This window comes from Methanoculleus nereidis (assembly GCF_032944295.1).
Taxonomy (GTDB): domain Archaea; phylum Halobacteriota; class Methanomicrobia; order Methanomicrobiales; family Methanoculleaceae; genus Methanoculleus; species Methanoculleus nereidis.
The window spans coordinates 129,002-152,045 of the sequence record NZ_JABFFQ010000002.1; the positions used below are offsets into that span (position 1 = coordinate 129,002).

General features: G+C 62.2%; 24 protein-coding genes. 13 read left to right on the forward strand and 11 right to left on the reverse strand.

Going from position 1 to position 23,044, the window contains the following annotated elements; translation table 11 throughout:
* Positions 1-23 precede the first annotated feature (23 nt).
* Positions 24-1,001: an NOG1 family protein gene (locus HL657_RS05075; protein ID WP_317295746.1), complete on the forward strand. Its 978-nt coding sequence runs from the start codon at positions 24-26 to the stop codon at positions 999-1,001.
* Here HL657_RS05075 and HL657_RS05080 read toward each other — a convergent pair.
* Positions 937-1,848, reverse strand: a complete 912-nt coding sequence (locus tag HL657_RS05080; RefSeq protein ID WP_317295747.1) for a presenilin family intramembrane aspartyl protease PSH — start codon at positions 1,846-1,848, stop codon at positions 937-939. The genes HL657_RS05075 and HL657_RS05080 overlap by 65 nt on opposite strands.
* 57 nt (positions 1,849-1,905) lie before the next feature.
* On the opposite strand from HL657_RS05080, the gene HL657_RS05085 reads away from it, so the two are divergent.
* The 5 genes from HL657_RS05085 (at position 1,906) to HL657_RS05105 (ending at position 6,190) form a co-directional block, all read left to right on the forward strand.
* Positions 1,906-2,220: a hypothetical protein gene (locus HL657_RS05085; protein ID WP_317295748.1), complete on the forward strand. Its 315-nt coding sequence runs from the start codon at positions 1,906-1,908 to the stop codon at positions 2,218-2,220.
* A gap of 48 nt (positions 2,221-2,268) precedes the next feature.
* Complete coding sequence (gene fen, locus HL657_RS05090) at positions 2,269-3,270, forward strand: flap endonuclease-1 (RefSeq protein WP_317295749.1); 1,002 nt, start codon at positions 2,269-2,271, stop codon at positions 3,268-3,270.
* A gap of 387 nt (positions 3,271-3,657) precedes the next feature.
* Positions 3,658-5,157, forward strand: coding sequence for a DUF2193 domain-containing protein (locus tag HL657_RS05095; RefSeq protein WP_317295750.1), 1,500 nt, complete (start codon positions 3,658-3,660; stop codon positions 5,155-5,157).
* 11 nt (positions 5,158-5,168) lie between these two features.
* Positions 5,169-5,378, forward strand: a complete 210-nt coding sequence (locus HL657_RS05100) for a DUF2180 family protein (protein ID WP_317295751.1) — start codon at positions 5,169-5,171, stop codon at positions 5,376-5,378.
* A gap of 68 nt (positions 5,379-5,446) precedes the next feature.
* Positions 5,447-6,190 carry an MIP/aquaporin family protein gene (locus HL657_RS05105; RefSeq protein WP_317295752.1) on the forward strand — a complete coding sequence of 248 codons (744 nt, stop codon included), beginning with the start codon at positions 5,447-5,449 and terminating at the stop codon, positions 6,188-6,190.
* A gap of 508 nt (positions 6,191-6,698) precedes the next feature.
* Here the strand turns inward: HL657_RS05105 and HL657_RS05110 are convergent.
* The 3 genes from HL657_RS05110 to HL657_RS05120 all read right to left on the reverse strand — a co-directional run bounded on the left by HL657_RS05110 (position 6,699) and on the right by HL657_RS05120 (position 9,541).
* On the reverse strand, positions 6,699-8,318 hold the full coding sequence (locus tag HL657_RS05110) for a thiamine pyrophosphate-binding protein (RefSeq protein WP_317295753.1): 1,620 nt from the start codon (positions 8,316-8,318) through the stop codon (positions 6,699-6,701).
* Positions 8,299-8,502, reverse strand: a complete 204-nt coding sequence (locus HL657_RS05115) for a rubredoxin (RefSeq protein ID WP_317295754.1) — start codon at positions 8,500-8,502, stop codon at positions 8,299-8,301. Before HL657_RS05115 ends, HL657_RS05110 begins: the two co-directional genes overlap by 20 nt.
* Before the next feature lie 82 nt (positions 8,503-8,584).
* A complete protein-coding gene (locus HL657_RS05120) occupies positions 8,585-9,541 on the reverse strand; it encodes a slipin family protein (RefSeq protein ID WP_317295755.1) in 957 nt (318 codons plus the stop codon).
* A gap of 81 nt (positions 9,542-9,622) precedes the next feature.
* On the opposite strand from HL657_RS05120, the gene nfi reads away from it, so the two are divergent.
* The 4 genes from nfi to HL657_RS05140 all read left to right on the forward strand — a co-directional run bounded on the left by nfi (position 9,623) and on the right by HL657_RS05140 (position 14,358).
* Positions 9,623-10,345, forward strand: coding sequence for a deoxyribonuclease V (nfi, locus tag HL657_RS05125; RefSeq protein ID WP_317295756.1), 723 nt, complete (start codon positions 9,623-9,625; stop codon positions 10,343-10,345).
* Between the two features lie 157 nt (positions 10,346-10,502).
* On the forward strand, positions 10,503-11,693 hold the full coding sequence (locus HL657_RS05130; RefSeq protein WP_317295757.1) for an FprA family A-type flavoprotein: 1,191 nt from the start codon (positions 10,503-10,505) through the stop codon (positions 11,691-11,693).
* 102 nt (positions 11,694-11,795) lie between these two features.
* Positions 11,796-12,818, forward strand: coding sequence for a phosphoribulokinase (locus tag HL657_RS05135; RefSeq protein ID WP_317295758.1), 1,023 nt, complete (start codon positions 11,796-11,798; stop codon positions 12,816-12,818).
* 82 nt (positions 12,819-12,900) lie between these two features.
* Complete coding sequence (locus tag HL657_RS05140) at positions 12,901-14,358, forward strand: TrkH family potassium uptake protein (protein WP_317295759.1); 1,458 nt, start codon at positions 12,901-12,903, stop codon at positions 14,356-14,358.
* A gap of 44 nt (positions 14,359-14,402) precedes the next feature.
* On the opposite strand, the gene HL657_RS05145 is transcribed toward HL657_RS05140, so the two are convergent.
* Entirely contained in the window at positions 14,403-15,023 is a 621-nt protein-coding gene (locus tag HL657_RS05145; protein ID WP_292560254.1) for a hypothetical protein, read from the reverse strand.
* 229 nt (positions 15,024-15,252) lie between these two features.
* Here HL657_RS05145 and cfbC point away from each other — a divergent pair, with 229 nt between their 5' ends.
* On the forward strand, positions 15,253-16,071 hold the full coding sequence (gene cfbC, locus HL657_RS05150) for a Ni-sirohydrochlorin a,c-diamide reductive cyclase ATP-dependent reductase subunit (RefSeq protein WP_292560251.1): 819 nt from the start codon (positions 15,253-15,255) through the stop codon (positions 16,069-16,071).
* On the forward strand, positions 16,031-17,098 hold the full coding sequence (locus HL657_RS05155; RefSeq protein WP_317295760.1) for a nitrogenase component 1: 1,068 nt from the start codon (positions 16,031-16,033) through the stop codon (positions 17,096-17,098). Before cfbC ends, HL657_RS05155 begins: the two co-directional genes overlap by 41 nt.
* A 32-nt stretch (positions 17,099-17,130) precedes the next feature.
* On the opposite strand, the gene HL657_RS05160 is transcribed toward HL657_RS05155, so the two are convergent.
* Complete coding sequence (locus tag HL657_RS05160; protein WP_317295761.1) at positions 17,131-18,399, reverse strand: RNA-guided endonuclease InsQ/TnpB family protein; 1,269 nt, start codon at positions 18,397-18,399, stop codon at positions 17,131-17,133.
* A gap of 101 nt (positions 18,400-18,500) precedes the next feature.
* On the opposite strand from HL657_RS05160, the gene HL657_RS05165 reads away from it, so the two are divergent.
* Positions 18,501-18,974, forward strand: a complete 474-nt coding sequence (locus HL657_RS05165) for a universal stress protein (RefSeq protein ID WP_317295762.1) — start codon at positions 18,501-18,503, stop codon at positions 18,972-18,974.
* Positions 18,975-19,010: 36 nt separating this feature from the next.
* On the opposite strand, the gene HL657_RS05170 is transcribed toward HL657_RS05165, so the two are convergent.
* The 5 genes from HL657_RS05170 to HL657_RS05190 form a co-directional block, all read right to left on the reverse strand.
* Positions 19,011-19,598 carry a PH domain-containing protein gene (locus HL657_RS05170; RefSeq protein ID WP_317295763.1) on the reverse strand — a complete coding sequence of 196 codons (588 nt, stop codon included), beginning with the start codon at positions 19,596-19,598 and terminating at the stop codon, positions 19,011-19,013.
* A gap of 15 nt (positions 19,599-19,613) precedes the next feature.
* A complete protein-coding gene (locus HL657_RS05175) occupies positions 19,614-20,093 on the reverse strand; it encodes a GNAT family N-acetyltransferase (RefSeq protein WP_317295764.1) in 480 nt (159 codons plus the stop codon).
* Positions 20,094-20,191: 98 nt separating this feature from the next.
* Positions 20,192-21,358 carry a nitrogenase component 1 gene (locus HL657_RS05180; protein ID WP_317295765.1) on the reverse strand — a complete coding sequence of 389 codons (1,167 nt, stop codon included), beginning with the start codon at positions 21,356-21,358 and terminating at the stop codon, positions 20,192-20,194.
* Positions 21,359-21,444: 86 nt separating this feature from the next.
* Complete coding sequence (locus HL657_RS05185; protein ID WP_317295766.1) at positions 21,445-22,566, reverse strand: 3-isopropylmalate dehydrogenase; 1,122 nt, start codon at positions 22,564-22,566, stop codon at positions 21,445-21,447.
* Entirely contained in the window at positions 22,551-23,042 is a 492-nt protein-coding gene (locus tag HL657_RS05190; RefSeq protein ID WP_317295767.1) for a 3-isopropylmalate dehydratase small subunit, read from the reverse strand. Before HL657_RS05190 ends, HL657_RS05185 begins: the two co-directional genes overlap by 16 nt.
* Positions 23,043-23,044 lie beyond the last annotated feature (2 nt).

Here is a 23,044-nt window from a genome sequence, read left to right on the forward strand (position 1 = left end):
AAATACATTAGGTTGTGCGTACAGTGGAGTTTGAAACTATCCCGACCGTTCCGACGGCGGACGAAGTGCTCGACCGCAGTCTTCGCAGGGCGGCAGCCAAAAAGAAGCTGAAGATCAACGTCGACCGCGCGAATGAGGAATTCGTGAGATCGGTCGCGAAAGCCCTCCACGACAAGTTGAAAAGCGTGGTCAGTTCGTTCCCGAGCTTCGAGCGCCTCTCCCCCTTCTACCAGGAGGCGACCGACATCCTCGTCTCGCTCGATCGGCTGAAACAATCTCTCGGCGCCGTCAACTGGGCGGCCGATCAGGCCTGGATCATCGGCTCCGGTTACGCCCGCAGCATGCGATCCGGGATAGACACCGACAAGAAACGGCGGCAGGCCGTCGCCCGCATAGCCTCCATCGTTCACCAGGTTGAAGATGACCTTTTATACCTCAACGAAGCGAGAAACATCCTGCGAAAACTCCCGCACGTGAACGAGGACGATTTCACCGTGGTGGTCGCAGGATTTCCGAACGTCGGAAAATCTTCGTTCATCAGGCTCGTTTCCACCGCAGAGCCCGAGATCGCCTCTTACCCGTTCACCACCAAGGGGATCATCGTCGGCCACCGCGATATCGGGAAACGCGAACGGCTGCAGTTCATCGATACGCCCGGGGTCCTCGAACGTCCGGCGGCCGAGAGGAACCCCATCGAGCGGCAGGCGGTAAGCGCTATCATCAACACGGCTGACGTCGTTCTCTTCATCCTGGACGCAAGTGAACACTGCGGGTACGCGCTCGACGACCAGCTCCGGCTCCTCGACGAACTGCGGCTGCTCGTCGACGTGCCGGTGGTGACTGTCGTAAACAAGGCGGATATCCGGGATATCGAGGGCTACCCGGCGATGTCCACGCTCACCGGCGAGGGGGTGGAGGCGGTGCTCGACCTGTTGCTCACACACAGAAGGGAAGCCACGAGAACGAGCCTGCGAGAGCCGCCCCAACCAGAAAACCAGTAATAGCTCCGCCGTTTAAGGGCGGGAGTCCCGCCTGGGGATTCCCTTTGTTGACGAAGTAGAGAAGGATGGCAAGGCCGGCAAGCGACCCGGCGATCGCGCCGAGTGTCGGGACAGAGAGGACCCAGAGAACCGCGGGCGCATCCACGAAGACGTGCGACGATGCCACGAGGATGGAGGGCATGATCAGGTCACCCATACCCATGACGAACGCGCCGCGCTCCGTCCCCTCCGAGATGTTAAGCCCGTCTTTCCGGAACGAGTAGTCCATTCTCTTCGGAACCACGACCATGATAGGGGCTTTTGTCTCAAGAACGCCTTCAGCAAGCGTGATCATGTGCTTTGTCCGGTATACCGAGATAGCATCGTAGACCGCGAGCAGTACGAGCAGCACGAGCACCGGCAGAATGGCGAGGGAGACGCCGAATATTGAAGCAACCCCGGCGGAGATCAGTACGCCGAGGATGTCGATGACGTACCACTCCGGGTAGAGGTAGAGGAGCGCAGTCGCCGCCCCGGCGCCGATGAACGTCACGGCGGCGGCGGCACCGGTTGCCCCGAGCACGAGGAGGGAGAGCGCTGAGAAGATGTAGATGAACGTCAGGAATATGGAAATGCCGATGAAGACGGAGATGAAGCGCCTCCCCCCCATCCGGATCAGGAGGAGCAGGACCAGCGTGAAGGCGAGCAGCATCCCGATAAAGATCAGGGGATTTGCTACCGACTCGGGATCTTCAAACGCCACAAGCCCCGCCGCCTGCATGGGCATGACGAGGAGGATGGCAATCAGCTGGACAAACAGAAGCATGAGGGGCATTCCGAGAAGTGGCAGCCAGTCGCGTATCTGCATTACAAAACTCCATTCATTATAGGTAGGTTAATTAATGCATCCTCATCACTTTAAAATATGGAGATTCGCGAACTCATCGGCGACATCGTTCTCACCATCGTGATGGTGGTCTCCACCGTCGTGCTGGTGATGCGGTTCTGGCAGGACCTGATCATAGCAGTTGCTGCGACGTTCATGATGCTCTCCCTCGGGGGACTGCTCATCTCTCTCGGCATGAAGGTCGTGAGCCTTGAGGCGAGCATTGCACAACGGGAGCGCACCATGCGCGTGAACATGGAAGAGATGGGGAAGACGATGACCGCCAGATACGACAATACGGTCAGCCACATCGAGGAGATCGTCGACGGGCTCTCCCGCCGGATGTATCGGTGAACCGGACCGTCATCTTAATGGCCTCTCCCCTTCTCATGATCAGGTAGCATGGGCGTTGCAATCCGAGATATACTGGCAGAATGTAAAGAGACGGTGGCATGGGACGACCTTTCCGGCATCGCCGCAGTGGACGCCCACAACGCGCTCTACCAGTTCCTCTCCATCATCCGGCAGCCGGACGGCACCCCGCTGATGAACGGTGCCGGCCGGGTCACTTCCCACCTTTCCGGCACCCTCTTCCGGACAGCCAACTTTCTGGAGAAAGGCATCAGGCCGGTCTTCGTCTTCGACGGGAAGCCGCCGGAGTTCAAGCAGGAGACGATCAACGAGCGGCGCCTCGTCCGTGCCAGGGCTGACGAGGCCTGGAAGACGGCGCTCAGGGAGGGGGATATGGAGGAGGCATACAAACAGGCGAGCGCGTCCGCGCGTATCGACAGCCACACCATCGAGTCGTCCCGTGAACTCCTCGATCTCCTCGGCATCCCCTGGATACAGGCTCCGAGCGAAGGCGAAGCCCAGGCGGCCTATATGGTGCAAAGGGGAGAAGTCACCTACGCGGTCTCGCAGGACTACGACTCGCTCCTCTTCGGCTCCCCGGTCCTGATCAGGAACCTCACCGTCAGCGGCCGGCGAAAGAGCCGCGGGCGGACGATCACGGTAAATCCCGAACGGATCGTCCTCTCCTCCCTCCTCGACCGTCTCGGTATCACGCGGGAGCAACTCGTCGAGATCGGCATTCTGGTGGGCACGGACTTCAACCCGGGTATCCGGGGCGTCGGCGGCAAGACGGCCTTAAAGATCGTGCGAAACGGCGAGTTTGAGTCGGCGATCGCCGAGAAGCAGCCCGATTTCGACCCCGCCCCGGTTCGGGAGTTCTTCCTCGACCCGCCGGTCACCGACGACTACTCCCTCGCGTGGAAGACGCCGGACGTTGAAGGGGTCGTGGAGATGCTCTCTGGCCGCTACGACTTCTCAGAAGAGCGCGTCAGGAGCGCTCTTTCCAGGGTCTCAGTGAAGGCGACGCAGAAGACGCTGGATGCCTGGTTCTGACCGCCGAAACGGCGAGCACCCAAAAGAGCCGACTTTAGTTGCCCGGGAAGCAAAAAAACCCTTCTTTTTCACCGGATACAGGCTCCGGCGAACGACACAAGAGATATATGTAAGGACGACCAACTAGGCCGATTGAAGAACCCTTACCGGGATTTCAAGGCATGATGGAGGGTGCACGAGCCGGACAACGGGTATCGTATCCCCGATCGCCGTCCTTCTGGCTCTTCAGCCCCCTTTCCCGGGCCGCCATAGCCAAACCATCCGCATTCTCCATCGCTCAGAGTAGCTCCGCATGATCCGGAGGTTCCGCAGGGACCGCCGTAAGAATCGCTTTCTTGAACATGCTGTCCGAAGAACCGGGCGGCAGGAACCATACAGGTGATTGATATGAGAGAACTCTACGAGAAGATGATCAACGAGGCCATGACCGCCCAGCGGGCGGACGTGGAGACGTTAAAAGCAAAACGCGGCCAGAAGTTCGTCCTCTCTGACACGAAACCCTACGTCGACGCCGTCCGGGGCATGACTGCGATCGGCGACCAGAGCCGGGCGGTCATCGACCTCCACAAGAACTCGGTGATCTCGCATGCCGAGGTTCTGCAAGGCCTCACGACAACCGTTCGGCCGGAAGACGATCCGTTCGTCGAGCACTACCAGACACCCGTGGTGCTCGATATCCTCAAAAACCAGGACGAGGCGTTCGCAAAGAGCGTCGACGCCTTCACGGAGGCGATCGCCGCCGCGGAGGCCAGGATCGGCCTTGAAGCGGTGCGGCGCTACGGCGGGTTCTACGGCCCCACCTGCGTCGTCGACTTCGCGCTGATCCCGGGCAGCACGAGCAACGTGGTGAACCGGGTGCTCCAGAAGACCGATATACCGGTCGAGCACAAGCGCGCCATCCTCGCTGCCAAATCGTGGGGGATGAACACCTCCTATGGGTTCGGGGACACCTTCGCCCACGCCCTCGAGGGGGGCGCCACCCCCGGCGAGGCGACGGCGAACGAGGTCGGGATCATGCAAAAGATCTACCGCGACCCGATCGAGGCCCAGGCGGAACTGATGGATGGGGCCGGGATGTCGTCATTCGACCCGCGGAAGTACATGGCCGAGTACCGGCGGCGGATGGAGCCGACGGTTCGCGCCGCCGTCGACGACGGCGTCCACTATGCGAACATCCTGACGGTTCCCGCCTACAGCGTCGGCGACGTCGCGCACCACATCGCGCAGTCGACCTTCAACATGTGCAAGGACGACGTCGTCATGGCGGTGATCGAGGCGGTTACGGAGGTGATGGAGTCGTCACTCAAGAACTCGCTCGACGCCTACAAGAGCTACTGGGACGTCCTCTCGGTCGCGACCGGGTCGTCTGCCGCCGCGACCGAGTACCTCCTCCAGCTCGACGGGTTCAACGCCCCCATGATCGTCGACCTGCTCACGAGGCGGTTCCACAATTACGTCCAGCTCTACCCGTCCCGGGGCGCGGCGGCGGAACTCCACAACTGCGACTTCATGGACATGATCTACCGCGGGTGGAAAATCCTCGACAAGGCACAGCGGATGCGGAACGGCTCCGGTGAGACACTGGTCCCCATGGTCGGCAAGTACCCCGTCGACCTCTCGCCCATCAGCAAGAATGAGGTGCTGATGAACCCGCAGTGGTACACCTACCCGGCCTGTGCGATATCCGTCCGGTTCGCCGCCCTGATGAGTCTTGCCGACTACCCGTGCCTCCTGACGAGCGAGCCGGTGACCGCGACGATGATGACGAACATCATCGCTCTCGAGAAGGAGACACCGGCGGCCCCGGTGCGGGCCTGCAAAAACTGTGCCTCGGCGTGCCTGGTCGACATGCGGCACCAGTACTGCCAGTGGAAAGAGGCGGTATAAAAGGAGCGGTCATGAAGTGCTACTACTGCGCCCTCGAGGGGAAGGATAGCGAGGCGGTGGCGATCTGCATCGTCTGCGGGATGGGGCTCTGCATGGAGCACGCGATCCGGAAGGAAGTTGACGTCTGGGAGGGCGGCTACCCGCTCCCCAGCAAGCGCGTGAAGGCCCCGCTGCCGCGGATCCTCTGTCCCGCGTGCTATAACGCCCTGTATGCGAAGTAAAAGCAACCTCAAGCCCTTTTTTGGGCTCGACTTCATTAAAAAGGAGTATCTTACGTACTGGTGAAACCATGACCACATCTCTTGGAAAACGATGCATAGCCGAAGCCGTCGGCACATTCATTCTGGTCTTCTTCGGTGCCGGCGCCGCGGTCGTCACGCTGATGCTCGCCGCGGGGACGACCCCGGCGACCCCCTTCAACATAGGAATCGGGGCGCTCGGGGGGCTTGGCGACTGGCTCGCGATAGGGCTCGCCTTCGGCATCGCCATCGCCGGCTCGATCTACGCCCTCGGGCGAATATCGGGCTGCCACATCAACCCGGCGGTGACGATAGCCCTCTTTGCAACCCGCCGGCTCCCGGGCCGCGACGTCGTTCCGTATATCGCGGCGCAGCTCATCGGTGCCGCGGCAGCGAGCCTGCTCTTCGCCTGGGCCGTCGGCCCGGACGCCGTAGCCATCGGAGGGCTCGGGGCGACGACACCGTTCCCCGGTATCGGCTACCTGCAGGCGATCGTCATCGAAGCCGTCGGGACGTTCCTTCTGATGCTTGTCATCATGGGCGCCGCCGTCGACGAGCGGGCCACACCGGGCTTTGCCGGGCTTGTGGTAGGTCTCGCGGTCGCGGGCATCATCACGACGACCGGAAACCTGACCGGCGCGTCGCTGAACCCCGCCCGTACGTTCGGCCCCTTCCTCGGGGACTGGCTGCTTGCCGGGCAGAACCTCTGGGAGTTCTTCCCCATCTACATCATCGGCCCCATCGTCGGTGCGGTGCTCGCCGCGTTCCTCTACGACTACCTCTGCGGAGAATGATACAACCCTACCGCTTTTTTATAGAATGCGACGTTCCGCCAGGAACGGAGCTTGAGAAAACGCGAAGCGTTTTCGAATGACGACGTTCCGCCAGGAACGGAGCTTGAGAAAACGCGAAGCGTTTTCGAATGACGACGTTCCGCCAGGAACGGAGCTTGAGCACCATTCGGTGCGAGTGACGACGTTCCGCCATCCATCCTTCGCGTAAACTCTGCAAGAATTCTTCTAAAAACTGCTTCACACAAGAGCAAACCGGCCGACAGAAGAGCGGTGAACCGGAGCGGATCCGGTTTGCCGCAAGTACGCCCGGAATGCCTGTTCGGGCACCCGGGTCCCTTAGCGTGGAGCGAGCAACGAGTTCTCGATGCCCCCACCCGGATCGATATCCGGAGAGCCGCGCTTGCCCGGTGCGGGCGCCATTGATCGGCACCCGCGACCGGACTGTTCACATTTACCCTCGGCTCTCATTCCCGCGGGAAACATTTATAGATTTCGGGTATGCGGCGCCTCACTCGAACCGTTTCGGGTCGGTCTCGATATCGACGACGACGGGCCTGTCCATCCGCACAGCGCGGAGAATAGCCTCCGGGAGGTCCTGCGGACGGGCCACCCGTATTCCGGCGCCGCCGCAGGCTTCTGCATAGAGAGCAAAGTCCGGGTTCACCAGATCGGTGCCGTACGGCGGATAGCCCGCCTCCCGCTGCTCCTCCCGGATCATGGCAAGTTCGCGGTTGTTGAAGACCACAACGACGATAGGAAGATTGTACTTGACCGCCGTGACGAAGTCGGCCATGACCATGGAGAACCCGCCGTCCCCGGTGATGCAGACGACGGTCGCATCAGGGTAGGCCAGTTTCGCTGCGATCGCTCCGGGGAGGCCGAACCCCATCGTCCCCAGGTAGCCCGACATCGCGAACCGGTGCCGCTTCATCCGGAAGTTCCTTCCGAACCACCACTGGTTCTCCCCGACGTCGAGGGAGATGACCGCGTCCTCCGGCAGGGTCTCGGAGAGGACTTTCATGATGTACGGCGGGCGGATGGGGACGGCGTCCGGGTCTGCCTCCCGGTCGAGCCGGCTGAACCATTCCCGCTTTCGCTCCGCAAGCCACTCCCCGACGCCCGGGTCCTCCCGCGGCCGGACCTGCTCCCGGATCCGGGGTATGGCGACGGCACAGTCACCCCAGACCGCCACGGCAAACGGGTGTTTACCGAGCTGGAGCGGATCGATATCGATATGAACGGCCCGCTTCTCCCCCGGGATCCCGGTGAAGTCGGAGAAACTTGCCCCGCAGGCGATCACGAGGTCCGACTCTGCGATAAGCGTGCGGGCATGCGGCGTCCCGAGCGGTCCGTGCACCCCGGCGACCCACTCGTTCTCGTCGGGGAGGATACCCTTCGCCCGGAAGGTGGTGACGATGGGTGCCCGGATGGTCTCTGCAAGATCGAGGACTGCTCCCGCCGCACGCATGGCCCCGAAGCCCGCGAGGATGACCGGGCGTGCGGCGCCGTCGATCACCCCGGCCGCCGCCCGGACGGCCTCGTCGGTCGGGGCCACCGTGACCTCCGGTAGACAGGTCTCGCGCTCACAATAGGCCGGATCAAGCGGTTCCCTCTGGATATCGTTCGGCAGCGAGAGCTGGGCGACGCCACGGTCGATGATGGCGTACCGGAGCGCCCGGGTGAGGAGTTTGACCGCTGTCGCCGGGTCGGCGACGGTGTTGTTGAAGACTGCGATAGGGCGAAAGAACGCGTCCTGGTCGATCTCCTGGATCCCGCCCGGACCGGCGTACTGCGTCTTCACCTGCCCGGAGAGCGCGAGCACGCTCGCCCGATCCTCCTTCGCGTCATAAAGTCCGGTCGCGAGATTCGTCGCTCCCGGACCCGCGATGGTCAGACAGACCGCGATCTTTCCTGTGAACTTGTTGTAGGCAGATGCGGCGAGGGCTGCGGTCTGCTCGTGCCGGACGACGATATACCGGGCATCCGGGTTCCTCCTGACCGCGTCCACGAGCGGGAGCGACGATGAGCCGGGGATGCCGAAGTACAGGGTGATCCCCCATGCCGCGAGTTCCGAGACCAGCACATCAGCCACGGTCACGGCGGCCCCTTCAGAGGTAGTCTTCTTCATCCAAACTCACCTCTTCCTCCTCTTCGCTCGCCCGCACAAACGCTTCCTTTCCCACACTGCAGCCGGGACACCGCCAGTCGTCGGGGAGGGCTTCAAACGGCGTCCCCGGCGGAATACCGGCTGCCGGGTCTCCCGCCTCTTCGGTGTACTCATAATCACAGACACTGCACACCCATCGTGCCATACCGTCCACACTCCAGAGATGATTCTCCGGGCCGTATCCCCACCTTCACGTATAAAAATGCCTCGTCCCGGGGTGGCGGGCATCAAAGAGACCCGGGTTCTCTCACCGTAGAGGGACGGGGCTTCTCATCGCCGGCTGCGGCTCCCCTGCTGCCCCCGTTGCCCTCCGTCACGTCTTTCGCCAGTGCCGAGAGGCCGAGGGTGGTCCCGAGGTTCATCGTGTCGAGCACCGATGCCGGGACGAGGACGAGCGTCGCCTTCTCCTTGAGGCCTTCGTAGAGCATGTTCATCGCCCGGAGATGGAGGGCGGTCGGGTTGTCCTGGTAGGTCCTCGCCGCCTCCTCGAACTTCTTCGCGACCTGCAGCTCCGAGTCGCCGAGGATCACCCGCGCCTGCCGTTCCCGCTCCGCCTGGGCCTGCATCGACATCGCGTCCTGCAGCTCGCGGGGGATCAGGATGTCACGGATCTCCACGGAACTGACGTGGATCCCCCACTGTTCGGTCCGGACATCGATGATCCGCTGCAGCTCCACGTCGAGCCTCTCCCGGCCCTCGAGCATGTTCGCGAGGTCGGACTTCCCGATGACCTCCCGGAGCGCCGTCTGGGCCGCCCAGCTGATGGCCGAACGGTAGTCCTCGACCTCCAGCGCCGCTTTCTCCGGGTCCCTCACGCGCCAGAAGAGGACCGCCTCGACATCGACCGGAACCGTATCGCGGGTGAGGGTCTTTTCCGCCTTAAACGATGTCGTGATCGTGCGGAGATCGATCCAGTAGGCAATCGTATCGACAAGCGGCATGATTATGAAGACGCCCGGACCCCGGAGGCCTGAGAACCGGCCCAGGCGCAGCACGACCGCTTTCTCCCACTGGTCGGCTACCTGTATCGCAGCGGCGACGAGCACCGCCACCAGTATGACGGCGGCGGCAATCCACAGTAAGAGGGAGAGGCCGGGAGTCGTGAAGGCGGCGTACGCGACCGCCACTCCGAGGAGGGCGATCAGGATGGCGACGGCATATCGCAACGGGTTCTGGCGGCTCATAGGTTTTTCCCCGCGGGGGGCTACACGCGGCAAGTATATAATAATATTTATATAATTAACTCCGAAGCAATGCCGGCCGCCGTGCGGCAGGAGCCGACCATGGAGATCCGTGACGTTCACGCATTCGACCTGACACCTGCCGAAGCGATCCGCCTCCAGGGGGAACTCCGGGCCAGAGTCCGCCTCTCCGGCGATATCGGAGAGGTCTCCCTGGTGGCCGGCGCCGACGCCTCATACACGAAAGGCTCGGATGAGATCCACGCGGTCGTCGTCGTCCTCCGCTACCCTGATCTCGCCGTCGTCGAGCGCGCCTCCGCCTCCGCGGTGACGGCGTTTCCCTACATCCCCGGCCTCCTGACCTTCCGAGAAGGCCCCGCCCTCATCGAAGCGTTCCGGAGGCTGCGGTCAGAGCCCGACGTCGTCGTCTTCGACGGGCAGGGGATCGCCCACCCCCGGGGACTCGGCATCGCGAGCCACATGGGCGTCCTGCTCGACCGCCCCACCGTCGGGGTCGCAAAAAACCTTCTTGTGGGAACAGCGGCCGAGCCCGCGGCAGGCAGGGGATCGACCGCCCCCATACTCCGCGACGGCGAGACGATCGGGATGGCGGTGCGGACGAAAGAGAGGGTGAAACCCGTCTACGTCTCGGCAGGCCACCGGATCGCTCTTTCAACCGCAGTCGACCTCGTCCTCGCGACCGCACGGGGGTACCGGCTCCCGGAGCCGACCAGACAGGCTCACCTCTATGCAAACGCCGTCAGGAGGGGGGAAGGGCAGACCACCCTCTCCACCTCCGGAGGATAGAGCGAAACCGTTATCAGCGTTCGTGCCGGAGAGACATCTGCCGACCGGCGCGGCAGGGCTTCGCCGGGACGGTCGATAACCTAGGAGGCGCAAGCATGTCGGATACCTTGATAACCTGTGTGCCAGCCGGAACAGAACCGACGGAGGCGAAGGAGTAATGGCCGCACGCGAGATCGTGCCGGGCGTCTTTGCCGTCGGCGCTATCGACTGGGACCGCCGGCTCTTTGACGAACTGATCCCGCTCCCCGACGGCACCACCTACAACAGTTACCTGGTGCAGGGCAGCGAGAAGACGGCGCTGATTGACACCGTCGATCCCATGAAGACCGCAGAACTCGTGGGGAACCTGGACAGCCTCGGCGTTGACGCCATCGATTACATCATCTCCAGCCACGCCGAGCAGGACCACTCGGGCTCGATACCGGCGATGCTTGAGAGGTTCGGCGACGCAAAGGTGGTGACGAACCAGAAGTGCCGCGACTTCCTGGTCGACCTCCTCCACGTCCCACAGGACCGGTTCATCGTCATCGGCGACGGCGATACGCTCAGCCTCGGCGACCGGACCCTTGAGTTTATCATCGCCCCCTGGGTCCACTGGCCGGAGACGATGCTGACCTATCTTCAGGAGGACCGGATCCTCTTCCCCTGCGACCTCTTCGGCTCGCACTACGCGACGAGTTCCCTCTACGTCCCCGATGAGGGCGTGGTCTATGAGTCCGCGAAACGCTACTACGCCGAGATTATGATGCCTTTCAGGTCGAGCATCAAGGGGCACCTCGACAAACTCGCGACGCGGCAGATCGACCTGATCGCCCCGAGCCACGGCCCGGTCTATGACAGGCCGGCGTTCATCATCGATGCCTACCGGGACTGGACGGGCGATGCCGTGACGAATATGGTGGTGCTTCCTTACGTCTCCATGCACGGGAGCACGCAGGCGATGGTCGACCACCTGGTCAACGCCCTGATGGAGCGGGGTGTCGGGGTGCAGCCGTTCAACCTCCCGAAGACCGATACCGGCGACCTCGCGAAAGCGCTGGTGGATGCTGCAACCGTCGTGATCGGGGCGCCGACGGTCATCTTCGGCCCGCACCCGCAGGCGGTCTATGCTGCCTACCTCGCAAACCTCCTCCGCCCGAAGACCCGGTACGCAACGGTGATCGGGTCGTACGGCTGGGGCGGGAAGACGGTCGACACCATAGTAGAGATGCTCGGCCGGCTTAAAGTTGAGTTTCTTGAACCGGTCTACGTCAAAGGCCATCCAAAGGAGGAGGACTTCGCGGCGCTCGACCGGCTCGCCGACGAGATCGCAAAGAAACATGAGGAGGCGGGGATCGCCGGCTCCTGAGAACTTCCCCCTTCTTTTTTGTGTTGATTGCAGTTCCGGAACCATCCGCCCGGGACCGAAATGTTAACACGGTAAGATACCGACCAATCCTCGAGCTGACTTATGCCCCCGTCCGACTTCAAGAGAGTCATCATAGAATCACCCTACGTCTTCGTCATCGGCGTCGCGGGAGACAGCGGGTCCGGCAAGACCACGTTCACCCGGGCGATTCGAGAGATCTTCGGACAGGATCTCGTCTCCACCATCACCATCGACGACTACCATAAATATGACCGCCGGGAGCGGAAAAACCTCGGGATCACGCCGCTCGTCCCCGAAGCAAACCGGTTCGACCTCCTAGAAGAGCACCTTGCCGAACTGAAGGCAGGAAGGCCAATCGAAAAGCCGGTCTACAACCACGACAACGGTATGTTCGATCCCCCGGTGCCCTTCAGCCCCACAAAGATCCTGATCCTCGAGGGGCTGCATCCATTCATCACCCCGACGCTCCGGGACCTGATTGACTTCAAACTCTACGTGGACCCGGACCCCGCCGTCAAGCGTGCCTGGAAGATCAAGCGCGACGTGGAGCGGCGAGGATACTCCCCGGACGCGGTAGAGAAAGAGATGGAGGAGCGTAAACCCGACTACGAGCGGTACGTTGCGCCGCAATGCCAGTTCGCAGATGCGGTCATCCGGATCGCCTTCTCCAAGTACGGGAGGGAAGTGAGCGAAAAGCGTAACGTCTACCACGTCACCCTCTGCCAGAGCAAACTGGATCGAAGCATCGGGGACGTCGACCTCTCCATCGACCTCTTTCCCCTCCTCTCCCTCTCGGAACGTAACTTCATGGTCGAGTTCACGACTGAAGACGTCGGAGGGAAGGCGATGGGGGCGCTCACGTTCGACGGAGAACTAAACGACGCTGTCGCGAGAAGACTGGAGAGGAATATCGAGCTCCAGACGCAGGTGGAGCCTATCGACCTCAGTCAGGACAGCGATTACCTGACGGCAGGGGATATAGCACAGCTCATCCTCGCCTGGCGGATCATCAACCGGCGCATCTTCATCGAGAGCGCTCCGGGAGCGTCCGGCACCGAGGAGGAGGCGTCTGCTGGAAACAACAGGCGCGGGTGCGGCCGATAACGATTATCAGCGCATCTAAAACCCCGAAAGCCAAACTGACTGCAGGAGAAAGTAAATAAGAGCATCCGGAGAACGTGTACTGATGGATAGGATCGAGCAGTTCTCGATCATCGCACCCGACATCGGCAATATCTTCAGGTATATGAGCATCGCCACGGCGGTGCCGCTTGTCGTAGCGGTGATCTACCGGGAGTGGGGGATGATCCTGCCCATGGTCTCCGTCCCGGTCGTCCTTTTTCTCCTCGGATCGCTTCTTGTCCGGGTCCCCCGGCAGGAGCGCGAGGCGCCCCTATCCGCCGCCCTCATGGCCGTCGCCCTGATCTGGCTCGCCATGGCGCTGGTGAGCGCCCTGCCGTTCTGCCTCGGGCTCGGCGTCCCGTACCTCGACGCCGTCTTCGAGGCGATGTCCGGGTGGACCGACACGGGCCTGACGGTGATGCGGTCGGTCGAAGACCTGCCCCGGACGCTCCTCTTCTGGCGGTCGCTGATGCAATGGCTCGGCGGTATCGGGATCGTCGCCTTCACCGTCGCGATGGCTTCACGGACCGGGCTGACTCAGTTCCGCCTCTACCGGTCAGAGGGGCGCTCGGAGGCGCTGATGCCGAGCGTCGTCGCGACGGGGTTCGAGATGTGGAAGATCTACCTGGTGCTGACCGCCGTCTCGATCGTCCTCGTCCTCCTCTCGGGCATACCCATCTGGGACGCAGTGAACATCGCCCTTGTTGCCATCGCCACCGGCGGATTCTCCGTCCACTCGGAGGGGATCCCGTTCTACAACAACCCGCTGCTTGAAGTCCTCATCGTCCCGGTCATGATCGCCGGCGCCCTGCCATTCAAGCTCTACTACCTCCTCTACCGCCAGAGAGGCGTGCGGTTCTTCGGCGACCAGCAGGCCCGCCTCCTCTTCATGCTCGTCGCGCTCGGGATCGTCGTGATAGCGTGGGACCTCGTCACGCTCACGGCAACCGATATCCCCACGGCTGTCCGCCAGGCGCTCTTCATGGCTACCGCGGCAGCCACCAGCACCGGGTTCCAGGTCGCTTCCCCAAACGAGTGGGCGAGCGTGACCGTCCTCTTCCTCGCGATGCTGATGGTGATCGGCGGGGCAGCGGGGAGCACCGCCGGCGGTATCAAACTCTCCCGGGTGGTCCTCGGGTTCCAGAGCCTGGTCTGGTGGTTCCGGCGGATGTTCGTCTCCGGAAAGGTGCTCGTGCCCTTCAAGTATGACGGAAAGGTGATCCCGAAGAACATCGCCGACCTCGAGGTCTCGCGGAACATGCTGATAATCATGCTCTACTTTTTGATCATCTTCGTCGCCACGATACTGGTGATGCATCTGCAGCCGACATCTTTTGATTCGAGCAACGTGATCTTCGAGGTCGTCACCGCGATGTGCAACAACGGCATATCCACGGGGTTCGTCTCGCCCGATATGGCCAGTTCGGCGAAGGCTCTCTTCATCATGGTCATGTGGATCGGGCGTCTGGAGGTCATTCCGGTGATCATGCTCGTTATGGGTCTCTTCAAGCGATCCGATTGAAGGAGCCGATCCGCGGCGGGGCCGCAAAAAAAAGAACCAGCCGGTTATTCCGGCAGGTAATGAAGGTACAGGTCGTCCACCGCTGCCCTGTCCCCGCCGTTCTTGACGAGCAGGTCAATGTAGGTGTGAACCTCCGGGGCATACGTCTTCAGGACTTCCGGGGAGGTGTGGTAGAGCATGAAGGCCTCGGCGAAGATCGCCGCCTCCCTCTCCTCACCGGCGGGTGCGGTGATCCGGGCCAGGTAGGTGCCCGGGTTTTCGGCAAGCGCCGCAAACGCCTTACTCTGCCCAAATCCCATCGTGTGGTAGGCGCGGTAGCCCACCTGCTGGACGAAGACCTCATCGGCCCGCGCCGGGTCCCTGTCCGACCGGATGTAGATGGCGTTCTCTTCGAGGACGTAGACCCCACTCACGCCCCCAGACATACCCTCCTGCCTGAACACTTCGCTCCTGCTGTCGATGTAGACAGTAAGGTTCTCAATAAATTCTTCTCGAATTTTGCTGCTCTGTTGCAGCACCAGGGCCTCCGCAAGTGCCGCTTCGGTGCCGCTTCCATCCCTGTTCTCCAGACGGAAACCGGCAACCGGGCTCACTGAGAAGGCCGAACAAACGACGACGATGAGAACGATCGCCGCAATCAACCGTGATCGGAATCGTGGGTCCATGAGTCGTTTTCCCTCTGCTTGACAAGAGTTTCAAACGATTTATTATATACTTTTCTGAATGTAAAAATCACATAATAATCGTCTGATTATTAAAAAGACACAATTTATATCATATTTTAGACGAAGGACAGGTTTGGAGTGCTATCCAGGATACAACAAAGTATATATAGACATATAATAAGAACCGCATCCGACACCTAATTACCCATGCAAGCGCATACTAAAAACAATGAAACAGATCGCCCTCTACGGGAAGGGGGGAATCGGGAAATCCACCACTGCAGCAAACCTCTCGGCAGCACTCGCAGGAGAGGGGCTCGACATCCTGCAGATCGGCTGCGATCCAAAGCACGACAGCACCCGCATGCTGATGCATGGGACCTGGATCCCAACGGTTCTCGACCTCATCCGGGAGCGCGGGGACGAGAAGATCACCGTCGACGACGTGGTCTATGAGGGGTTTCGGGGCGTACGGTGCGTGGAGGCCGGCGGGCCCGAGCCCGGAATCGGCTGCGCCGGCCGGGGGATCATCGCAACGTTCCACCTCCTCGAACGCCTGGACGCCCTCAAGGGCGACGTGATCGTCTACGATGTTCTCGGTGACGTCGTCTGCGGCGGGTTCGCGATGCCGATGCGCGAGGGATACGCCCGGGAGATCTACCTGGTCACCTCCGGCGAACTGATGTCCGTCTACGCGGCAAACAACATCGCAAAAGCCATCGCCCGCCTCTCGCGCCGGGTGCGGAGCAGGTGCACGCTCGGGGGCGTGATCTGCAACGCGAAGAACATCGAGGGGGAGCGGGAACTGGTCGAAGAGTTCGCACGCCGGATCAACTCCCGGCTCATCGCCTACATCCCCCGCTCAAGGATCGTGCAGGTTGCGGAACTGCAGAAGCAGACAGTCGTCGAGTATGCTCCCGAATCAGACCAGGCGGCGGTCTACCAGGAACTTGCCCGCACGATCTACGGCAACGAGACAACAAGCATCCCCACCCCCCTCGAGATGGATGAACTCGAATCCTTCGCCCTCGAATTCGTCCAGGTTTGAGGGGTGCACCCTGACCGGGGCGCTCTCGGTGCTCACAGAGATACGGGACGCCATCTGTATCGTCCATGGCCCGGCAGGATGCACCCACCATAACTTCTCCCTCCTCCACGCCACACTGCTCTCGAACGACCGGCTCGAAGTTCCACGCCTTCTCTCCACCCGCTTAACGGAGAACGATATCATCTTCGGGGGCGAAGAGGCGCTGGAGAAGACCCTGACGCGGGCGCTCTCGCTCTCGCCCGCATCCATCTTCGTCCTCTCGACCTGCATCGTCGAGACGATAGGAGACGATACCGAGGCCGTCTGTGCGAAAGACCGGGGTGTCCCGGTGATCGCCGTGCCGACCGCAGGGTTCCTCGGCGGGGTCTTTGAGACCGGCATCAGGAATGCCCTCTCCACGGTCGCCTCGCTCGCCCGGCCGGCGGCCGGGACAACCCTCTCGGCAAACCTGGTCGGCGAGAAGAACCTGGAGTACGGCGTCGACGAGAACGCAGCCGAGATCGCACGCCTTCTTTCCCGGCTCGGCATCGGCATCAACCTCCGGTTCGTGCGGGGGATCGGCACCCGGGACATCGAACGCCTCGGGTCCGCCACCGTCAACATCCTCAGAGAACCGGCGCTCCGGCCGGTCGGCGAAGGACTCAGGCAGAGGCTCGGCACGCCGTATGTGGACTCGTTCCCGACCGGCCTTGCGGGGACGTGCCGGTTCCTCGAGGATATAGGCCGGATCTGCGGCGTCGACACCTCGACCGCCATCGAAGAGGAGCACGCCTTCCAGGCCGCGATGCTCCACCAGTTTGCCGATATTGCCGGGAGCCGCGTGCACTTCCAGTCCCCTCACCCCATGCTCAGGGGCGATCCGGGCGCGGAGGCCATCTGCAACGAGTGCGCCGAAGCCCTCGATCTTGCCGCCGACCCGGACGGGGCGGTCATCCCCTATCCGTACCCGGCGCCTGTGGGGACCGCAGGGCTCAGGCGGATGCTGCACCGGTGGAGAATCCTGATCCGGGAGAAGCAGCGGGGGTGAGAGGGATGCCCGCTCCCGACCGTATGCGTGAACTACCCCGCCCTGAAGGGCGGGGCTTCCTGCTTCATGGACAACACTTGCACCACAGAGATGTGATGTAGAGGCATCGTCTCCACAGGCTCAAAGGGCTGTTCCATCCCCACGCGGTGGATATTCACCGCAGCATTGTAATCTCGATCAGCAACAAACCCACAGTATGGGCATTCGTGGACTCTCTCAGAGAGACTTTTCTTCACGATGCTTCCGCAGTTCGAGCACATCTGTGTCGTGTCGCGGGGATCGATTTGGATGAAGTTCGTACCAGCACTTTCAGCCTTGTACGCGAGGTAAGAATAGAATCGCCCCCATGAAGCATCGTGAATACTCCTGCGGAGTCCGCGAGATTTACCCTTCTCTTTGAGATACTTGATATTCAGGTCTTCAACGCAGATCGTTGCATAGGTGTCAACATACTGGCGGGAGAGTTTGTGCAGGAAATCTCTCTTCTGGTTCGTGATATGATCATAGACCTTCTCCAGGTTACTCTTTGCCTTCTTCCAGTTCTGCGAGAACCGCTTTTTCCGAGTAATGCTCTGTTGCAGCTTCTTGATCTTCTTCAGCGAGTGCTCATGGAACCGAGGGTTCTCGATCACTGCCCCGTCGCTATCGACTGCAAACGAGTTCAGACCGACATCGATCCCGACGGATCGTCCCTCTCTCTTCGGTTTGGAGACCTCCTGTTCCGCCTGAACGATCACATACCATCGATCTCCTGAATGGGTGATCAGGACGCCCTTCACCGTGCCAGCGTACGGGCGGTGCATCGAGAACGGAAGTGCTCCGATCTTCGAGAACGTGATCGTGCTCTGTTCCCGGTCGATCTTGAACCCCGACTGGTTGTAGTTGAGCGTCCGATACCGGCATGCGCTCTTGAACCGGAGTTTGCCAATCTTTCGATTCCTCTTCTTTGTTTGGGAGAGAGCGGCGATGTTACTCCAGAGGGTATAGTTCACCATCTGGAGCACCTTGGAGTATACGCCCTTCAGAAATGGATTCTCCTCCTTCAGCGTGACGATCCGCGCCTGCGATCCTCGCATCGTCGGGGTGAGCCCGTGTTCCCGCGCAGTAGTACATTCTTCCAGAAGTTTGTTGTAGAGCCACCTACAGGTATCGAGTGCGGTATTCAGCCGTGTCTCGGTGATTGCGTCTGGATATGCTCGATACTTGTAGGAAATAAGCATAGGCAACAGAATAATCAGGCAGAGGCATGATATACTCGAGCCGTGCGGGGTGAAAGTGAGGAAGGGCGGCTCCGCTTGCATCCCCGGTCCTCTCGACCGGGGACTTCCCGCTCCACCCCCTTCACCCCCGCAAGTTAAATATCCGATGCGCGGAGAGGGAATACAGGAGTGAGTATCATCGCATGTTTGAACGCATCCTGTTTCCCACAGACTTTTCAGAACCCTCCATGAAAGTGCTGGATTACATCCCCGCACTGCAGGAGGCCGGAACCCGGGAGGTGGTCCTTGTCCACGTCATCGACTCAAAGGACATCACGCTGATCGCTTCAGGCGGGCAGGGGTTCCTCGGGACCGTTCCCGACCAGGAGACCGAGACCCAGCGCCAGCTTCGGGAAGAGATCCAGCACCGGATCCTCGATACCCGCCGGGCGCTTGAGAGGCGGGGCGTGAAAGTGACCGTCCGGACGCCTGTGGGCAGCCCGGGGAAGGAGATTGTGGCCGCGGCCGATGCGGAAGGAGCCTCGCTCATCGTCATCGGCTCCCACGGCCGGTCGAACATCCGCGACCGCCTGCTCGGGACGGTCTCGGAGTACGTGATCAAGAACGCCCGCCAGCCAGTGCTGGTCATCAAGCGGGACATTGTTATCGGGAGGTAGTTCCTCCACCACCTCCCGGTATTTTAAAGGCAGTCTTTACCGCTCCTGCCGACTCTCCAGCAACCGCCGGATCGCCCGGAGTTCCTCCACCACGGCATCGGCTGCCGGCCCCTCTTCTGGCTCGCCCCCGGTCGCGGCGACCGGCCTGGTAGTCCGCACGAAGTTCATGATCTTCTCCTGAAGATCCTTCGGGTCCGCTATCCCGTTGAGGACGATCTCCGCCCGGGCCTGCGCCGAGTACCCCGCGGTCTGCACCCTGACCGCCGAGAAGGAGAAGAACCGCATCAGGGGCCCCTGGGCGATATCGACGTTCGTGATCCGGTTGTAGGGGACGATCCCCGTCTGCCGGAACCAGACCCCGCGCTGCCAGGTCACCTCGGTGACGGTGAGCCGGTAGACGATGCTCTCGTGGTAGAGCGGTATCCAGTAGGCGACGAAGACGACGATGGCGAGCACCGGGACGGTGAAGGCGAGAGCGACGGGCAGCCGGCTGAAGATGACGATGGGAGCGAGCCACGGCAGGACGAAGACGACGACGGCCAGGATCAGGGACGCGTAGAGGTACGACCGGAACTGCGGCACCGGTTTGAACGCTTCCCCTATGCGGTAGGTGGTGAGGGACATGGTATCGCACTGATCTCAATCGGAACAGATTAAATCTTGCCGGCCGGTGAGGTCTCTTCGGAGGATACAGCGATCGCCTCCCTCGCCGAAGTAGGCCGGAAAGAAGTCCGTCTCCAAAAAGCCGTGCCTCTCGTAGAGCGCCCGGGCGGCGTGGTTCTCCGGCGCGACCGAGAGGTAGACCTCATACGCTCCCCGCTCCCGGAGACCGGTGATAACAGCGGCAACGAGGCTCTCCCCGAATCCCCGGCGCCGGTAGCGCTCCGCCACCACCAACCGGATGATCCAGCCCGTTGCCCGCTGGTGCTGCACGAGAGCCCCGATGGTGTAGCCGACGATCTGCCCGTCGCATTCCGCAACCAGGAAGGTGTCGCCGAAGAGGGCGCCGGCCTGTCGGACGAAGACCTCGGGCTTGCAGTCTCCCGGGCTGTTCTCCCGCTCGAGAGCACAGACCGCCTGGAAATCCTCGTCACGGTATTCCCTGATCGTCAGGTCCATGGCGCAATATTCGTCGTGAAGAGTAAAAAGAGCCAGTACCCTCCTGTGTGTCCCGATCCTGGCATGGATGATCCGGCAGCGGGAGTATTGACGCTTTCCTAGAATAGGGGCGTGCTCTCGCTCCCCGGGCGCCGGTTCCGGTTGATGCAGGTGTTGAGCACCTCTTCCATCAGCCGGAGCGCCCCTTCCACCCCGGCGACCGCATGGGAGGAGAGCGTGACCCTGTCCCTGAGCGGGGGCGTCAGCCCGACGAACGCGGCGCCGGGGGAGAGCGCCGCCTCGTAGGAGGAGCCGAGGATCAGGTCGGGTTCGGCGTCCCGGATCATCTCCTGGATGACCGAGAAGTCGGTCGTATGGGTGACGCCGTCACCGGATGCGCCGGAACCGTTCCGGGTGGCGACGCAGGCGATCTCGGCACCGAGATACCGGTCGAGGAGATCGGCGGCAAACGCAGCGTAGGCGCTTCCGGCGGCGATCGCCACCCGGGGAGGGTCGAACCTCCTGAGGTACTTCTCGCAGGCCTTCCTGAGCCGGGCATCGGCCCACGCAACTTCATCCATGACCGGACGGGCATCCACGCCGTCGATAACGGCACCAAGCCGCTCGAAGGTCTCGCCGACGGCATCGAGGCCCAGGAGCGAGCCGTAAGAGGTCCCGACGCCGCTTGCAAGATCCGGGTTCGTTCCGACCGTGAACGGCGCCGCCCGGCGGGTCGCGGCGTAACGGTCGAGGCAGAAGGTGGTGGCGACGGGAGCACCGGCGAGGTTGAGCAGGCGCCGCGCCTCGAGGGCGTTCCCCCGGCAGAAGGGATCGGTGCGGCAGATGCCGTCGATGTTGACGCCGGGGGCGTCGGGGTCGACCTCCGGCCCGACCGTATCGAGCGCCCGGCGGTACCCGGCCTCGAGGTCGCCGAGGAACCCGGGGCTGTCGACGAAAAGAACCTGCCCCTCATGGGTAAGGTCGGCCATATCCTCGCCCATGATCGCCGGCACGCAGGTGTTGACCACGGCTATCCGGGCGTAGCGGCCAACGAGTTCCCGGATCACCTCCGCGAGGCGGGACTCCGTGCCGAAGATGACCTCGTTCTCGACGAGGAACGTCCCGTAGATGGGAACCCCGACGAGCGACGCGGGGTAGAAGTAGCATCCGCTCGAACCGTGGACGACGACGGCGACGTCCTCGAACCCCGAAAGACAGGCGACCGCCCCGGTCATCGCACAGGGCCAGAGCGGGTTCTCGCACGGTATTTGCTGCTCTTCTTGCATCGGTCTACAAGATCATGGTGGTACGGGGATATAAAAGACAGGATCCGGGGAAACGCCCCGGAAGGCGCCTGCAGTTACCGGCGGCCCTACACCGTCCTCACGAGCGAGGCAAGGTGGCGCCCGACCTCGCTCGTCTTCTTCGCGCCGCCCATATCCCGGGTTACGTATCCCTCGAGGATACTCCTCTCGATTGCCCTGAGGACTGCCGCCGCCGCCTCGTGCTCGCCGAGGTGGTCGAGGAGCATCGAGCCCGCCCAGACGGTGGCGAGCGGGTTTGCGACATCCTGCCCGCGGTACTTTGGCGCGGAGCCGTGGATAGGCTCAAACATCGAGGTCCCCGCGGGGTTGATGTTCCCGCCGGGGGCGAGCCCGAGCCCGCCCTGGATCATGGCGCCGAGGTCGGTGATGATGTCGCCGAACATGTTCGGGGTGACGACGACGTCGAACCACTCGGGGTTCTTGACGAACCACATCGTGACGGCGTCGACGAAGTTGAACTCCGTTGCAACGTCCGGGTACCCGGCGGCGACGTCCGTGAAGACGTCGCGCCAGAGGCCGTAGACATCGGAGAGGACGTTCGCCTTGTCGACCGACGTGACCTTCTTCTCCCTCCTCCCGGCGAGATCGAAGGCGTAGCGGATCGCCCGCTCTGCGCCCTCCCGGGTGACGACACCGATCTGGTAGGCAAGTTCGTCGGCGTCGGTCTCGACGTCGAGGCCGAACCTGACGTGGTAGATGTCGCGGACGACCTCGAGGGTCTTTTCCTCCCGCCGTCCGGCAAACCGGGAGCCGATACCAACGTAGAAGTCCTCGGTGTTCTCCCGGACCACCACGAAGTCGATATCCTCCGGACGCTTGTTCGCGAGCGGCGTCGTGACGCCGTCGAGGAGTTTGATCGGCCGGAGGTTGATGAACTGGTCGAAGTGGAACCGGATCGCAAGCAGGATGCCCTTCTCGAGGATCCCGGGCTTCACCCTGTCGTCGCCGATCGACCCGAAGTAGATCGAGGAAAACTTCGAGAGTTCCCGGATATCATCCTCGGTGAGGAGTTCACCGGTCGCGAGGTAGCGGTCGGCCCCGATATCAAAGTCCGTCCACGCGATCTCGAACCCGTAGCGCTCTCCCGCGGCGTCGAGGACATCCTTTCCCGCCGCAACGATCTCGGGGCCGATCCCGTCTCCGCCGACTGCGGCTACCCGGTGCTGCATGTCTCCACCTCATCCAGGTCTTTCGCGTAGGCCACCAGGCCGCCGGCATCGACGATCTCCTTCAGGAACCCGGGCACCGGCTCGACGGCGAGGTGCTTCCCGTTCACCTCGATGTAGCCGGCGGCGACGTCCACCGTGAGGGTGTCGCGGTCCCGGATAGCATCCGCCTCCGGACAGACCAGCGGCAGGAGCCCGGTGTTGACGGCGTTGCGGTAGAAGATCCGCGCAAAGGACTTCGCGACCACGACCTTCACCCCGGCGCCGAGGAGCGCGAGCGGCGCGTGCTCGCGGGATGAGCCGCACCCGAAGTTAGTTCCGGCGACGACGATGTCGCCCTCCCGCGCCTCCTTTGCGAACTCGTCCCTCGTCCCCTCGAACGCGTGCTTCGCAAGTTCCACCGGATCGTAGATGGTGAGGAACCGCCCGGGTATGATTGCATCCGTATCGATATCGTCGCCGAACTTCCAGACTCGCATGA

What these genes read in the sequence shown, in the direction of transcription:
- HL657_RS05080 (WP_317295747.1), bottom strand. Translation starts at nt 1,848, where the DNA reads ATGCAGATACGCGACTGGCTGCCACTTCTCGGAATGCCCCTCATGCTT.
- HL657_RS05085 (WP_317295748.1), top strand. Translation starts at nt 1,906, where the DNA reads ATGGAGATTCGCGAACTCATCGGCGACATCGTTCTCACCATCGTGATG.
- fen (WP_317295749.1), top strand. Translation starts at nt 2,269, where the DNA reads ATGGGCGTTGCAATCCGAGATATACTGGCAGAATGTAAAGAGACGGTG.
- HL657_RS05095 (WP_317295750.1), top strand. Translation starts at nt 3,658, where the DNA reads ATGAGAGAACTCTACGAGAAGATGATCAACGAGGCCATGACCGCCCAG.
- HL657_RS05100 (WP_317295751.1), top strand. Translation starts at nt 5,169, where the DNA reads ATGAAGTGCTACTACTGCGCCCTCGAGGGGAAGGATAGCGAGGCGGTG.
- HL657_RS05105 (WP_317295752.1), top strand. Translation starts at nt 5,447, where the DNA reads ATGACCACATCTCTTGGAAAACGATGCATAGCCGAAGCCGTCGGCACA.
- HL657_RS05110 (WP_317295753.1), bottom strand. Translation starts at nt 8,318, where the DNA reads ATGAAGAAGACTACCTCTGAAGGGGCCGCCGTGACCGTGGCTGATGTG.
- HL657_RS05115 (WP_317295754.1), bottom strand. Translation starts at nt 8,502, where the DNA reads ATGGCACGATGGGTGTGCAGTGTCTGTGATTATGAGTACACCGAAGAG.
- HL657_RS05120 (WP_317295755.1), bottom strand. Translation starts at nt 9,541, where the DNA reads ATGAGCCGCCAGAACCCGTTGCGATATGCCGTCGCCATCCTGATCGCC.
- HL657_RS05130 (WP_317295757.1), top strand. Translation starts at nt 10,503, where the DNA reads ATGGCCGCACGCGAGATCGTGCCGGGCGTCTTTGCCGTCGGCGCTATC.
- HL657_RS05135 (WP_317295758.1), top strand. Translation starts at nt 11,796, where the DNA reads ATGCCCCCGTCCGACTTCAAGAGAGTCATCATAGAATCACCCTACGTC.
- HL657_RS05140 (WP_317295759.1), top strand. Translation starts at nt 12,901, where the DNA reads ATGGATAGGATCGAGCAGTTCTCGATCATCGCACCCGACATCGGCAAT.
- HL657_RS05145 (WP_292560254.1), bottom strand. Translation starts at nt 15,023, where the DNA reads ATGGACCCACGATTCCGATCACGGTTGATTGCGGCGATCGTTCTCATC.
- cfbC (WP_292560251.1), top strand. Translation starts at nt 15,253, where the DNA reads ATGAAACAGATCGCCCTCTACGGGAAGGGGGGAATCGGGAAATCCACC.
- HL657_RS05155 (WP_317295760.1), top strand. Translation starts at nt 16,031, where the DNA reads ATGAACTCGAATCCTTCGCCCTCGAATTCGTCCAGGTTTGAGGGGTGC.
- HL657_RS05160 (WP_317295761.1), bottom strand. Translation starts at nt 18,399, where the DNA reads ATGCAAGCGGAGCCGCCCTTCCTCACTTTCACCCCGCACGGCTCGAGT.
- HL657_RS05165 (WP_317295762.1), top strand. Translation starts at nt 18,501, where the DNA reads ATGTTTGAACGCATCCTGTTTCCCACAGACTTTTCAGAACCCTCCATG.
- HL657_RS05170 (WP_317295763.1), bottom strand. Translation starts at nt 19,598, where the DNA reads ATGTCCCTCACCACCTACCGCATAGGGGAAGCGTTCAAACCGGTGCCG.
- HL657_RS05175 (WP_317295764.1), bottom strand. Translation starts at nt 20,093, where the DNA reads ATGGACCTGACGATCAGGGAATACCGTGACGAGGATTTCCAGGCGGTC.
- HL657_RS05180 (WP_317295765.1), bottom strand. Translation starts at nt 21,358, where the DNA reads ATGCAAGAAGAGCAGCAAATACCGTGCGAGAACCCGCTCTGGCCCTGT.
- HL657_RS05185 (WP_317295766.1), bottom strand. Translation starts at nt 22,566, where the DNA reads ATGCAGCACCGGGTAGCCGCAGTCGGCGGAGACGGGATCGGCCCCGAG.
- HL657_RS05190 (WP_317295767.1), bottom strand. Translation starts at nt 23,042, where the DNA reads ATGCGAGTCTGGAAGTTCGGCGACGATATCGATACGGATGCAATCATA.